General features: G+C 64.8%; 11 protein-coding genes. 7 read left to right on the top strand and 4 right to left on the bottom strand.

Annotated features, from left to right (window positions below; all coding sequences use genetic code 11):
* Nucleotides 1–46: 46 nt before the first annotated feature.
* Complete coding sequence (gene msrA / locus AC1RGE_RS27165) at nt 47–694, top strand: peptide-methionine (S)-S-oxide reductase MsrA (protein WP_492585348.1); 648 nt, start codon at nt 47–49, stop codon at nt 692–694.
* Nucleotides 695–756: 62 nt separating this feature from the next.
* Here the strand turns inward: msrA and AC1RGE_RS27160 are convergent, their stop codons facing one another.
* The 3 genes from AC1RGE_RS27160 to eutH all read right to left on the bottom strand — a co-directional run bounded on the left by AC1RGE_RS27160 (nt 757) and on the right by eutH (nt 3,325).
* Entirely contained in the window at nt 757–1,593 is an 837-nt protein-coding gene (locus AC1RGE_RS27160) for a 23S rRNA (adenine(2030)-N(6))-methyltransferase RlmJ (RefSeq protein WP_011058878.1), read from the bottom strand.
* A gap of 103 nt (nt 1,594–1,696) precedes the next feature.
* Nucleotides 1,697–2,053: a DUF1937 family protein gene (locus tag AC1RGE_RS27155; RefSeq protein WP_011058877.1), complete on the bottom strand. Its 357-nt coding sequence runs from the start codon at nt 2,051–2,053 to the stop codon at nt 1,697–1,699.
* Nucleotides 2,054–2,089: 36 nt separating this feature from the next.
* Nucleotides 2,090–3,325, bottom strand: a complete 1,236-nt coding sequence (gene eutH / locus AC1RGE_RS27150; protein WP_011058876.1) for an ethanolamine utilization protein EutH — start codon at nt 3,323–3,325, stop codon at nt 2,090–2,092.
* Between the two features lie 382 nt (nt 3,326–3,707).
* Between eutH and AC1RGE_RS27145 the strand changes: the two genes are divergently transcribed.
* The 6 genes from AC1RGE_RS27145 (at nt 3,708) to AC1RGE_RS27120 (ending at nt 10,823) form a co-directional block, all read left to right on the top strand.
* Nucleotides 3,708–4,472: a DeoR/GlpR family DNA-binding transcription regulator gene (locus tag AC1RGE_RS27145; RefSeq protein WP_492585346.1), complete on the top strand. Its 765-nt coding sequence runs from the start codon at nt 3,708–3,710 to the stop codon at nt 4,470–4,472.
* Nucleotides 4,473–4,622: 150 nt separating this feature from the next.
* Nucleotides 4,623–6,029: an NAD(P)/FAD-dependent oxidoreductase gene (locus tag AC1RGE_RS27140; RefSeq protein WP_015633904.1), complete on the top strand. Its 1,407-nt coding sequence runs from the start codon at nt 4,623–4,625 to the stop codon at nt 6,027–6,029.
* On the top strand, nt 6,016–7,272 hold the full coding sequence (locus tag AC1RGE_RS27135; RefSeq protein ID WP_065364861.1) for an NAD(P)/FAD-dependent oxidoreductase: 1,257 nt from the start codon (nt 6,016–6,018) through the stop codon (nt 7,270–7,272). The genes AC1RGE_RS27140 and AC1RGE_RS27135 overlap by 14 nt, the downstream gene beginning before the upstream one ends.
* Nucleotides 7,273–7,274: 2 nt before the next feature.
* A complete protein-coding gene (locus AC1RGE_RS27130) occupies nt 7,275–8,699 on the top strand; it encodes an FGGY family carbohydrate kinase (protein WP_401261808.1) in 1,425 nt (474 codons plus the stop codon).
* Between the two features lie 249 nt (nt 8,700–8,948).
* Nucleotides 8,949–10,220, top strand: a complete 1,272-nt coding sequence (locus AC1RGE_RS27125) for an O-acetylhomoserine aminocarboxypropyltransferase/cysteine synthase family protein (protein ID WP_019093026.1) — start codon at nt 8,949–8,951, stop codon at nt 10,218–10,220.
* 108 nt (nt 10,221–10,328) lie between these two features.
* On the top strand, nt 10,329–10,823 hold the full coding sequence (locus AC1RGE_RS27120; protein ID WP_123431206.1) for a DUF2165 family protein: 495 nt from the start codon (nt 10,329–10,331) through the stop codon (nt 10,821–10,823).
* Between the two features lie 185 nt (nt 10,824–11,008).
* Here AC1RGE_RS27120 and putP read toward each other — a convergent pair whose 3' ends face one another.
* On the bottom strand, nt 11,009–12,493 hold the full coding sequence (gene putP, locus AC1RGE_RS27115) for a sodium/proline symporter PutP (RefSeq protein WP_011058869.1): 1,485 nt from the start codon (nt 12,491–12,493) through the stop codon (nt 11,009–11,011).
* Nucleotides 12,494–12,544 lie beyond the last annotated feature (51 nt).

Here is a 12,544-nt window from a genome sequence, read left to right as displayed (position 1 = left end):
TGTCTATCGACTGACTGACTCCCCAACCTGACTGGAGGACTGCAACATGGTCTTGCGCTCGGAAATTCTGGTGAACAAAAACGTGCTTCCAACCAAAGAACAAGCTCTGCCTGGCCGTGAAACCCCCATGGCCCTACCTGCCGAACACTACGTCAACGGCAACCCGCTGCTGGGCCCGTTTCCGGGCAATGTGGATTTCGCCATCTTCGGCCTGGGCTGTTTCTGGGGTGCCGAACGGCGATTCTGGCAGCGCGAAGGCGTGTTCAGCACGTGCGTGGGTTATGCCGGCGGCTTCACCCCGAACCCGACCTACGAAGAAGTCTGCTCGGGCCTGACCGGGCATACCGAAGTGGTGTTGGTGGTGTACGAGCCGGAAAAGGTCAGCTACAAGGAATTGCTGGCGATGTTCTGGGAACTGCACAACCCGACCCAGGGCATGCGCCAGGGCAATGACATCGGCACCCAGTACCGCTCGGTGATCTACGCCACCAATCCGACCCAGCTGGAGCAGGCGCTGCACAGCAGGGACGTGTTCCAGGCGGAGCTGACCAAGGCCGGCCTGGGCACCATCACCACGGAAATCGGAGAAGCGCCGACCGTGTACTTCGCCGAGGCTTACCACCAGCAGTACCTGGCGAAGAACCCTGAAGGCTATTGCGGGATCGGCGGCACCGGCGTGACCTGCCCGATCTGAGTCCTTGCGCCGGCCAGCCGGCTCCTGCAACCTTCCGCAGGAGCTGGCTGGCCAGCGCCCCCTTACTCCGCGATCAACCAGTCCATCTGCCAGCCGCCCTGGGTCTGGCCCAGCTTCTTCGACAGCCAGGGCAGCAGCTCGCGCAACTCCTCTTCCAGGCCCCAAGGCGGGTTGGCGATCGCCAGGCCCGAACCGTTGAGGCTGTTGGGCGTATCCAGCGGATGCACCAGCAACTCCACCCGCAGCAGCTTCGGCGCACCGGTACCGGCCAGGTCCTGATAGAAGCGTCGTAGGGCGCGCTGGTCCTTGACCGGGTACCAGATGGCCGCCACGGTCTGGCGCATGCGGCCAATGGCTTCCTTCAGCGAGGCCGCACAGCGCTGCATCTCGTCCAGTTGCTCGAAAGGCGGGTCGATGAGCATCACCGCGCGTTTTTCCGCCACCGGCAGCAGGGCCCGGGCCACGTGCCAGCCCTCGCCCAGGTGCACCGCTACCCGCCGGTCACCCTTCATGTTGTCCTTGAGCAGCAGGCCGTCTTCCGGGTGTTTCTCGTTGAGCAGCACCCGATCCTGGGAACGGGTCAGGCGCCGAGCCAGTTCCGGCGAGCCCGGGTAGTAACGCAACTCGCCATCGGGGTTCATCTTGTGCAGCACCTGCATGTAATCGGCGGTCAGCGCCGGCAGGTCCTCGTCGCCCCACAGGCGGGCGATGCCTTCCAGGTACTCGCCGGTGCGCGTGGCCTGGTCGCCCTTGAGGTCATACAGACCGATACCGGCGTGGCTGTCGAGGTAGGCGAACGGCTGCTCCTTGCGCGACATCAGGGCGATGAGGCGGGTCAGGGTCAGGTGTTTGAAGACGTCGGCGTGATTGCCGGCGTGGAAGGCGTGACGATAGTTCATGGTTGCTCCTGCGCAGGGGGGCAAGTTTACCCTGTGCGCAGGCTGTCGTCAGTTCAGAGCGGGGCCGTACCCGGCGCAGGCGACGACGGGCACGGCCAGGGTTTCAGACAAACTCGTGACTGACTTGCGACCACAGGCTGACCCGCCGCCCGGACGTTTCGAACACCTCGATCTCGCGCTTGATCCCGCCACTGTCCTTCCAGCCCGGCAGGTCGAGCACGATCAGCTCCTCCATCATCGCCATGTACAGCGCATCCACCGGCGCCCAGAGCTTGCCGATGGCGGCATTGTCCTTGCCCGCCAGGCACAGGTTGATCGGGTGGGACATGCTCACCTGGCTGAACACCGCATGGCCGGCTTCCAGTATCTGCGCCGCGACCTGGTTGCATTGGAGAAAACGCTCGTTGATGACGGCCGGCTCGGAATGGCTGTAGGGGCAGGCCAGGAAAATCTTGCGCATCGTTACCTCGATTTCAGGGATAGGTGATGCGGGCCGTCAGGCCCGCGCAGGTTGCAGGGCAAAGGCTGCCGCCTGTTCCTGCTCTTGCAGCTCATAGCGCTGGGCGGCCGGCACCGAGATGCGGATGGCGATCGCCACCGCCAGCAGGCCGCCAAACAGTTTGCCGAGCAGAATCGGCAGGATCAGGCTTGGCTGGAAGTTCGCAGTGAAGGCCAGGTGGTCGCCGATCAGTGCCTGGGCGCAGACCCCCAGGGCCACGCACAGCACCTTGTCGCGGGCGGTCATGTGCTTGAACAGGTGGAAGGTGGCGATGATGTTGGCAAACACCATGATGAACCCCGCGGCACCGGTGCTGGACAGGTTCAGATGGCGTCCCAGCAGCTCCATGGGCTTCTTGCAGTAGCGCTGGAACAGGTAGCAGATGGGGAAGGTACCGGCGAGCATGATGCCGATGTAGCCGGCGATCTCGATCGCCCGGAACAGCTCCTTTTCGTCGGCGAACATCGGGTCGAAGCCCCAGCCGCCGAAGTTGATGCTGAAGAACTTGGTGAAGTGCTCGACGATGCTCAGGGCCAGGATCAGCTTGATCGCCGCGTCCATGATCTTGCCGAACACCAGGAAGCCCCTGACCATCATCTGCGGCCGGTAGCGCAGCCCCGCCGCCAGCAGGAAGCAGAACACGAACAGCGGCGCCAGCAGCTTGAGCATGTCGACGAAGCCCAGGGACAGGTAGTACAACGCCTCGGAGTTGGTGGAAACGATGTCCCGCACCGGCAAGTGGGTAGCGGTGATGATCAGCAGCGACATCAGCACCGCGAACGGAATGCTGATCAGCCCGGCCATGGCACCCAGGGCCAGGTACTTGTGGTCCTTGCGCTCGAGCATGGTCAGGCCCACCGGGATCAGGTAGACGATGGTCGCCCCGGAGGTGTAGCCCACCAGCATCGCGGTGATCCACAGGTCACGGTTGGCGGTCAGGGCGTTGGCCAGCTGGTAGCCGCCCATGTCCACGGCAATGATCGACAGCGCCGCGATGGAAACATCCGAACCCAAGGCGTTGAAGAACGGCCCCAGGGCGTGGGAAATGCCCTGGGACAGGTAGGGAATCGCCACCATGATCCCGGCCTGGGCCAGGAACACCGGGCCGATGGAGTGGATACCGTTGACGAACTCCTTACCCAGCCCGCTCTCGGGCTTGATGATGGATGACAGGGCGCCGATCACGGCGCCGAGCATGATCAGGTAAATGACGTAGTTTCCAAATTCAGCCATGTGGGTTCATCTCTCTGAGCGTCATTTATAGGTTTCCCCCGCCGGGGAAGTTCTTGTCGAGGCCAGCTCTGGTCACTCATCGCCAAGGAGAACGATGAACCAGGTGATGAAACACAGGGCACATCCCGTGCCACAATGTGTATTAGTTGTGGTTTTTACTTTAAAACAACCATATTTCGGTCAATGCACCTTCGCAACATTGGCCCGACCTGCCGTGAGTCCGGAGCCAACCCCATGACTGCGGGCCATTGTGAAACGTGCAAGTAAATGCTTAACTTTTCCATCGAATTTGACCGAATCAGCACATTCCTGAACCAGGAGTGTGCGTAAGTAACAAAAAACGCCCATTTGTGTGGCGAAGTACCACTAAACGGAAAACACCATGCGCCCCAACGAACGACGACAGCACATTCTCGAACTCCTGCGGCAACGGGAGCGGATTTCTGTGGAAGAGCTGGCGCGCATCACTGCCACGTCCCAGGAAACCATCCGCCGCGACCTCAGCGACCTGGCGGAAAGCGGCCTGGTCACCAAGTTCCACGGCGGCGCGGCCCTGCCCCCCACCGGCGAGCACGAAAACACCTTCCAGACCCGCATGAACGAACACGCCCAGGAGAAGCGCGCCCTCGGCCGCTACGCCGCCGGCCTGTTCTGCGCGGGCGACAGCATCTTCATCGATACCGGCACCACCACCCTGTTCTTCGCCCGGGAACTGGCGCAGCACACCCGCCTGACAGTGATCACCAACTCCCTGCCGATTGCCGGCTGCATTGGCGAGTCGGGCAATCGGGTGTTCATGATCGGCGGTGAATATCGCCCCGACTCGACACAGAACGTCGGCACCCTGGCCCTGGAACAGATCACCCGTTTCAACGCCGAGCATGCGGTGATCACCATTGGCGCGCTGAATGAAGACGGCGCCATGGACTTCTCCATCGAAGAAGCCGAAGTGGCCCGCGCCATGATTGCCCAGGCCCGCCAGCTGACGGTGATCGCCGATTCTTCGAAGCTGGAACGCCGCGGCCTGTTCAAGGTGTTCCCTCTGGAGCGCATAGACCGCCTGGTGATCGATCGCCAGCCCGGCCCAGAGCTGCTGGTAGCGCTGGAGAAAGCCGGCGTGGAGGTGCATCTGGTGCCACAGCCCTGAACCAGGGCCGTTGCTGCAGGCGCCACCGAAAACCACACCGAAATGACCGATATATGACCGAATAGAAAATAAAAACAACAATCATGGCCCGCATTATGCTTTGATTCCTGCACAGATCCTTGGGCGTTACCGCAGGAAACAGGCATTTATATGACCGAACTTTATCCGAACAATGTGACTTTCGATGTGGCCATCGTCGGTGGCGGGGTCGTCGGTTGCGCCATGGCCCGGCGCTTCGCCCTGGAAGGGGCACGGGTGGTGCTGCTGGAAAAGGGCAGCGACATTCTCTCCGGCGCCAGCAAGGCCAACAGTGCCATCCTGCACACCGGCTTCGACGCCCCCAGTGGCAGCCTGGAACTGCAGTGCATGCAGGCCGGCTACCAGGAATACCTGGAAATCCACTCGGCCATGAACCTGCCACTGCTCAAGAGTGGCGCGCTGGTAGTGGCCTGGAACGCCGAGGACCAGGCCAGGCTGCCGGGGATCCTCGCCCAGGCCCAGGCCAATGGGGTAGACAACGTACGCCTGCTGGAACGCAGCGAGATCCTCGCCCTGGAGCCGCACCTGGCCAATCACGCCGTGGGCGCGGTGCTGGTGCCCGACGAGCACCTGATCGACCCCTGGTCCGCACCCCTGGGTTACCTGCAGCAGGCCATGGCCCATGGCGCCCGCGTACAGTTGCAATGCGAGGTGCAGCAAGGCCAGTTCGATGGCGACGCCTGGACCCTGCACACCAACCGGGGCACCCTGCGCAGCGCCCAGGTGATCAACTGCGCCGGGCTGTTCGGCGACACCCTGGAACACAACCTGCTGGGCCACAGCGAATTTCGCATCATGCCGCGCAAGGGCCAGTTCGTGGTCTTCGACAAGGCCGCGGCCACACTGCTGGAGCGCATCGTCCTGCCGGTACCCAACGAGCGCACCAAGGGCATAGTCCTGACCCGCACGGTGTACGGCAACCTGCTGGTGGGCCCCACCGCCGAAGAGCAGGAGGACCGCGTGCATGCAGGGCTCGACGGCCCGACCCTGCAAAGCCTGATCGATGCCGCCGTGGAGCGGATTCCCGCCCTCGCCGGGATGCCGGTCACCGCCACCTACGCCGGGCTGCGCCCCGCCAGCGAAAAGAAGGAGTACCGGATCCAGGCCGACCACGCCCGGCACTGGATCACCGTCGGCGGCATCCGCTCCACCGGGCTCACCGCCGCCCTGGGTATTGCCCGGCATGTCTACGGCCTGTACAGCCAGCGCCGCCAGCACCAGCCGGTGCGCGAACCGGTCTGGCCACAGATGCCCAATCTGGCGGAGCACTTGCCCCGCGACTGGCAGCGCCCCGGCTATGGCGAAATCGTCTGCCATTGCGAACTGGTGACCCGGCGCGAAATAGAAAGCGCCCTGCACAGCCCCCTGCCACCTGGCGACCTGGGCGGGCTCAAGCGCCGCACCCGCGCCTGCATGGGCCGCTGCCAGGGTTTCTATTGCTCGGCCCAGGTCGCCGAACTCAGCGCCAGCCAACTGGCCGTCCCTCTTGCCACAGGTCGTTGCCATGAACAGCACTGAACTTCTTCAGGCCGAAGCGGCCATTATCGGCAGCGGCCCGGCGGGCCTGGCCGCGGCCATCGAACTGCGGCGCCAGGGTATCGGCCCGGTGATTGTCATCGAACGTGAAAGCGAAGCCGGCGGCATTCCCCGGCACTGTGCCCACCCGCCCTTCGGCATGCGCGAGTACCAGCGCCTTCTCAGCGGCCCGGCCTATGCCCGGCGCAATGTCGAAGCCGCGCTGAAAGCCGGCGTGATCCTGCTGCTGCGACACACGGTGGTCAGCCTGGAACCCGGCGGCCTGTTGCGCCTGGCCACTCCAGACGGGCCACGGCAGATCCAGGCACAGAAGGTGCTGATCGCCACCGGCGCCCGGGAAACCCCGCGCTCGGCGCGCCTGCTGTCCGGCGACCGCCCGGTGGGGGTGATCAACACCGGGGCCTTGCAGAACTTCCTCTATGTGCAGCACCTCAAGCCTTTCGAGCGGCCCCTGATCATCGGCACCGAACTGGTCAGCCTGTCTGCCGTGCTCAGTTGCCGACGCGCCGGTATCCGTCCGGTGGCGGTGCTGGAAGCCAATAAACGAGCCACCGCCCGCTGGCCGCTGTCGGTGTTCCCAAGGTTGCTGGGCATCCCCATGCACTTTGGCGCCGAGCTGCTGGCGATCAATGGGTGTGGCCGGGTGGAGTCGGCCCGGGTGCGCCTGGCCGACGGCCAGGTTCGCGACATTTCCTGCGACGGCGTGCTGCTCACCGGCCAGTTCACCCCGGAGTCGAGCCTGGTGCGCCTGAGCCACCTGCAACTGGACAATGGCAGCGGGGGGCCGAAGATCGACCAGTACGGCCGCTGTTCGGACCCGGCCTACTTTGCCGCCGGCAACCTGCTGCGGCCAATCGAGACGGCCGGCTGGTCCTACCGCGAAGGGCGGCGCATCGGCAGCCTGATGGCCCTGGCCCTGAGCGGCCAGCTACCCGATGCCAATGACGCCCTGACCCTGAAGTACGCCGCCCCGATCAAGCTCGGCGTGCCGGGCCGCCTGGTGCGCGGCGAACTGGCGGGCCTGGCGCACATCCAGTTGCGGGTCAGCCAGGCGGTCAGTGGCACCCTGCGGGTCCGCGCCCAGGGCCTGGAGCTCTGGAGCCGACCGGTCTCGGCACTGCCGGAACGGCGCCTGCTGATCCCCATCAAGGACCTGCACCTGCCGGAACATTTCGACCAACTGGACATCTGCATCGACCAGGCCGTCCCACAACAAGAGAAATGACCATGCGAATAGCCGCACTTGACCAGGGCACCACCAGCACCCGCGTACTGGTCGTGGACATGCAAGGCCGTGCCGATATCCAACTGGCGCTGCGCCACCAGCAGCATCACCCGCGCCCGGGCTGGGTCGAACACGACCCGCTGGAGCTGCTGGCCAACCTGCAACGCTGCCTGGAAGCCACCGGCCGGGTCGACGCCATCGGCCTGGCCAACCAGGGTGAAAGCTGCCTGGCCTGGGACGCCGTCAGTGGCGCGCCGCTGTCGCCGGTGATCGTCTGGCAGGACAACCGCAGCGCCGCGCGCATCGAAGAACTGCGCGCCAGCGGCGCCGAAGCCCTGACCCTGGAACGGGCCGGGCTGCCCCTGGATGCCTACTTCTCCGCCAGCAAGCTGGCCTGGATCGTCGACAACCTGCCGGCGGCACAGGCCGCCCTGAGTGCCGGCCGCCTGCGCCTGGGCACCACCGATGCCTACTTTCTCGATCGCCTGACCGGGGTCTACGCCACTGACATCACCACCGCCTCGCGCACCTCGCTGATGAATCTCGCCACCGGCCAGTGGGACCCGCAGTTGTGCCAGCTGTTCGGCGTGCCCCTGCAGGCCCTGCCGGAAATCCGCGCCACGGTCGGCGACTTCGGACGCATCGGCCAGACCCCCATCAGCGCCTCGGTGGTCGACCAGCAAGCCTCGCTGTACGGTCACGGCTGCCGGGAGCCGGGGGACGCCAAGATCACCTTCGGCACCGGCGCCTTCGCCCTGACAGTCACAGGCGAACAGATCATTCGCGCCCCGGAGAAAGGCCTGCTGGCCACCGTCGCCTGGCAGGCCGACGGCAAACCGGTGTATGCCATGGACGGTGGCGTGTACGACGCCAGCGCCGCAGTGGAATGGGCCGGGCGCCTGGGCCTGTTCAGCGACTTCTCGGAACTGGCAGCCTTCGATCAGCCACCGGCGATTTCCCGCGAGCTGGCGTTTGTCCCGGCCTTGTCCGGGCTTGCCTGCCCGCACTGGGACCGCAGTGCCGGGGCGGTATGGATCGGCATGAACGCCGCCACCACTCGCCAGGACCTGTGCCAGGCGGTACTGGAAGGCGTGGCCCTGCGCAGCGCCGAAGTGATCACGGCGATGGACGATCACCTCAACGTCACCGACCAGTTGTCGATTGACGGCGGCCTGGCCCGCAGCCCGTATTTCGCCCAGTTCCTGGCCGATATCCTGCAACGCACCATAGTCACCCAGCGCTTCGACGAACTCACCGCCCTGGGCTGCGCCGCCCTCGCCGCCCGCGGCCTGGGGCTGGAGTTGCCAGAGCTGGACAACACCCGCACCGACTACCGGCCGCGTATCGACCGGGCCACGGCAGACGCCTGGCGCTGCACCTTCAGCGCCGCGGTCAAGCGCTCCCAGGGCTGGTCCCAGCCGCGCTGAAACCGCCCGCCGGCCATGGATGGCCGGCCCTTTCCTGCCGCACCTCGGGGCCCTTGCCCATCCGCCGCGCCTATTGGACACTGACGCGCCTGCCCGCGGCCAAGCGGCGGGCACATCAAACGGTTGCTGGCGACTCAGACACACGGGACCACTGACTGCTGCGCGGGCACACGACCTGCCTGGCTGTGCTCATTAATGGATTAGCCAGGGTCTGTTACCGCTTGGTGACAAGCCCTTAGTCGAGGATTTATGAAAGACGCAACGATTGCGCTGCACCATGGATTCAAGTCGGACCCGACCACCAAGGCCGTGGCCGTGCCCATCTACCAGAACGTCGCCTTCGAGTTCGACAACGCCCAGCACGGCGCTGACCTGTTCAACCTCGATGTGCCCGGCAACATCTACACCCGCATCATGAACCCCACCAACGATGTGCTGGAACAGCGCATGGCCGCCCTGGAAGGCGGGATCGCCGGGCTGGCGGTGGCCGCCGGCAGTGCCGCCATCCACTACGCGATCCAGACCCTGACCCAGGCCGGGGACAATATCGTCTCCACGCCCCAGCTGTACGGCGGCACCTACACCCTGTTCGCCCACCTGCTGCCCAGCTTCGGGGTCGAAGTGCGTTTCGCCCGGGACGACTCCCCCGAGGCCATTGCCGAGCTGATCGACGACAAGACCAAGCTGGTGTACTGCGAGAGCATCGGCAACCCCGCGGGCAACATCGTCGATATCGAGGGCCTGGCCCAGGCCGCCCACGCCCGTAACGTGCCACTGATGGTGGACAACACCGTGGCCACGCCGATCCTGTGCAAGCCGATCCAGTTCGGCGCCGACATCGTGGTGCACTCGGTGACCAAGTACGTCGGTGGCCATGGCAACTCCCTGGGCGGGGTGATCGTCGACAGCGGCAACTTCCCCTGGGCCGACCACCCGCAGAAGTTCGCCAGCCTCAACACCCCGGAGCCGGCCTACCACGGCGTGGTCTACACCGAGAAGTTCGGCCCCGCCGCCTTTATCGCCCGGGCCCGCACCGTGCCGCTGCGCAACACCGGCGCAGCATTGGCGCCGATGAACGCCTTCCTGTTGCTGCAAGGCCTGGAAACCCTGGCCCTGCGCATGGAGCGCCACACCGACAACGCCCTCAAGGTGGCGCAGTTCCTCAAGGCCCACCCGCTGGTGGCCTGGGTCAGCTACGCCGGCCTGCCCGACCACCCGCACCATGAACTGGCGCGCAAATACATGCAGGGCAAGCCGTCGGCGATCCTCTCCTTCGGCCTCAAGGGCGGCTATGCCGCGGGCGTGCGCTTCTACGATGCGCTGCAGATCTTCAAGCGCCTGGTGAACATCGGCGACGCCAAGTCCCTGGCTTGCCACCCGGCGTCCACCACTCACCGGCAGATGAACGAAGAAGAGCAGGCCAAGGCCGGGGTCAAGCCGGAGATGATCCGTCTCTCGGTAGGCATCGAGGCCATCGAAGACCTGCTCGAAGACCTGGACCAGGCACTGCAACAAGCCTGACCCCCGGCCCTGGCGTTCTGCGCCAGGGCCATTGCCTAGCGCGTTGGCACCCACGCCTCTCCCCTCTCCAGCCCCCAGGACCCTTGATCACCCGCAAAGGAACCCGACATGATTGTGCGTTACGTCAAGATCACCATGACCCTGGCAGTGGCGGCCTTCGCCCTGCTGGTGGCCTACAACAACATCAGCGACTACGGTTCCAACTTCGCCTTTGTCCAGCACGTGCTGAGCATGGACAGCGTCTTCCCCGGCAACAGCGCCACCGACCGCGCCCTGACCTTGCCGCTGCTGTGGAATGCCGGTTACTGGCTGATCATCGCCGGCGAAGCCCTGACCGGCGCGCTGCTGGTGTTTGGCGCCCTGCACCTGTGGCTGGCCCGGCACGGTGTCGCCAGCGACTTCAACCGCGCCAAGCGCTGGGCCATTGCCGGCTTCTGCCTGGGCTTTTGCGTCTGGTTCTTCGGCTTCATGGTGGTTGGCGGCGAGTGGTTCATGATGTGGCAGTCCAAGGCCTGGAACGGCCAGGACGCGGCGTTCAAGTTCTACATGGCGATCCTGGGCGTACTGATATTCCTCAACCAGCCCGACACCGAGCTGCACTGACCCTGTAGCCGCAGCCGAGCCATGGCGAGGCTGCGCAAAGGCCCGCAGGGCCTTGCGGTCCCTCCGAGCGCCCCTCGTTAACAGCCTGCGGCAGCGGCTACGGGACGCAAAAAAAAACGGCCCGCTGCGGTGACGCAGCGGGCCGTTCTTCAGCGCCCCGGGGAATCAGGGCAGGATCTGCGCACTCAGTGGTTGAGCTTGAAATCCTTCTCGGCCGCTTCGAAGCGCTGGACCATGCCGGCGCTCGGCGTGCCCATCTTGCTCACCAGCAGGATCGCCAGGCTGGCGAAGATGAAGCCCGGGATGATTTCGTACAGGCCCAGCAGAGCGAAATGCTTCCACAGGATCACGGTGACGGCACCGACGATGATGCCGGCCAGCGCGCCGTCACGGGTCATGCCTTTCCAGATCACCGAAATCAGTACCACGGGGCCGAAGGCCGCGCCGAACCCGGCCCAGGCATAGCTCACCAGGCCCAGCACGCGGTTTTCCGGGTTGGCGGCCATGGCAATGGCGATCAGCGCCACCACCAGCACCATGGCGCGGCCGACCCACACCAGTTCCAGCTGGGAAGCGTGCTTGCGCAGGAAGGCTTTGTAGAAGTCTTCAGTCAGGGCACTGGAGCACACCAGCAGCTGGCAGCTCAGGGTACTCATGACTGCCGCCAGGATGGCCGACAGCAGCACACCCGCGATCCACGGGTTGAACAGCAGCTTGGCCAGTTCGATGAACACCCGCTCAGGGTTTTCGGTCACAGGGCCGGCCACCTCAGGGTGCGCCGAGAAATAGGCGATACCGAAGAAGCCCACCGCCACGGTGCCGCCCAGGCACAGGATCATCCAGGTCATGGAGATGCGACGGGCCTTGGCAATCGACTTCACCGAGTCGGCGGCCATGAAGCGCGCCAGGATATGCGGCTGGCCGAAGTAGCCCAGGCCCCAGCCCATCAGCGAGATCACGCCGATGAAGGTGGTGTTCTTGAGCATGTCGAAGTTGGTCGGGTCCTTGGCTTCGATGGCCAGGAAGGTGGTGTCCACGCCACCGGTCGCCAGCAGCACGATGATCGGCGTCAGGATCAGAGCGAAGATCATCAGCGTGGCCTGGACGGTATCGGTCCAGCTCACTGCCAGGAAACCACCAACGAAGGTGTAGGCAATGGTTGCCGCCGCACCGGCCCACAGCGCTGTCTCGTAGGGCATGCCGAAAGTGCTTTCGAACAGGCGGGCACCGGCGACGATGCCGGAGGCGCAGTAGATGGTGAAGAACACCAGGATCACCACCGCAGAGATGATCCGCAGCAGGCCGCTCTTGTCTTCAAAGCGGCTGGAGAAGTAGTCCGGCAGGGTCAGCGCGTCACCGTTGTGTTCGGTCTGCACCCGCAGGCGGCCGGCCACGAACAGCCAGTTGAGGTAGGCACCGACGATCAGGCCGATGGCGATCCAGCTTTCCGAAAGACCGGACATGTAGATGGCGCCCGGCAGGCCCATCAGCAGCCAGCCACTCATGTCGGAAGCACCGGCGGAAAGCGCGGTGACCACGCTGCCGAGGCTGCGGCCGCCAAGAATGTAGTCGGAAAGGTTGTTGGTGGAGCGATAGGCCATGAAGCCGATCAGCACCATTGCCGCGATGTAGATCACGAAGGTGATCAAGGTTGGATTGCTTGCACTCATTGAGTTACGCCCTGGCTTTGTTTTTATGGTGCGGCGGCCACTGCCACCCGC

The organism is Pseudomonas sp. GW823-FHT02C05 (genome assembly GCF_058797595.1).
The sequence above is the reverse complement of the archived record's forward strand: the minus strand, read 5'-3'. Positions and strand labels throughout refer to the sequence as shown.

Bases quoted from the DNA above. Each gene is read 5' to 3' on its own strand.
- msrA (WP_492585348.1), top strand. From the start codon at position 47: ATGGTCTTGCGCTCGGAAATTCTGGTGAACAAAAACGTGCTTCCAACC.
- AC1RGE_RS27160 (WP_011058878.1), bottom strand. From the start codon at position 1,593: ATGAACTATCGTCACGCCTTCCACGCCGGCAATCACGCCGACGTCTTC.
- AC1RGE_RS27155 (WP_011058877.1), bottom strand. From the start codon at position 2,053: ATGCGCAAGATTTTCCTGGCCTGCCCCTACAGCCATTCCGAGCCGGCC.
- eutH (WP_011058876.1), bottom strand. From the start codon at position 3,325: ATGGCTGAATTTGGAAACTACGTCATTTACCTGATCATGCTCGGCGCC.
- AC1RGE_RS27145 (WP_492585346.1), top strand. From the start codon at position 3,708: ATGCGCCCCAACGAACGACGACAGCACATTCTCGAACTCCTGCGGCAA.
- AC1RGE_RS27140 (WP_015633904.1), top strand. From the start codon at position 4,623: ATGACCGAACTTTATCCGAACAATGTGACTTTCGATGTGGCCATCGTC.
- AC1RGE_RS27135 (WP_065364861.1), top strand. From the start codon at position 6,016: ATGAACAGCACTGAACTTCTTCAGGCCGAAGCGGCCATTATCGGCAGC.
- AC1RGE_RS27130 (WP_401261808.1), top strand. From the start codon at position 7,275: ATGCGAATAGCCGCACTTGACCAGGGCACCACCAGCACCCGCGTACTG.
- AC1RGE_RS27125 (WP_019093026.1), top strand. From the start codon at position 8,949: ATGAAAGACGCAACGATTGCGCTGCACCATGGATTCAAGTCGGACCCG.
- AC1RGE_RS27120 (WP_123431206.1), top strand. From the start codon at position 10,329: ATGATTGTGCGTTACGTCAAGATCACCATGACCCTGGCAGTGGCGGCC.
- putP (WP_011058869.1), bottom strand. From the start codon at position 12,493: ATGAGTGCAAGCAATCCAACCTTGATCACCTTCGTGATCTACATCGCG.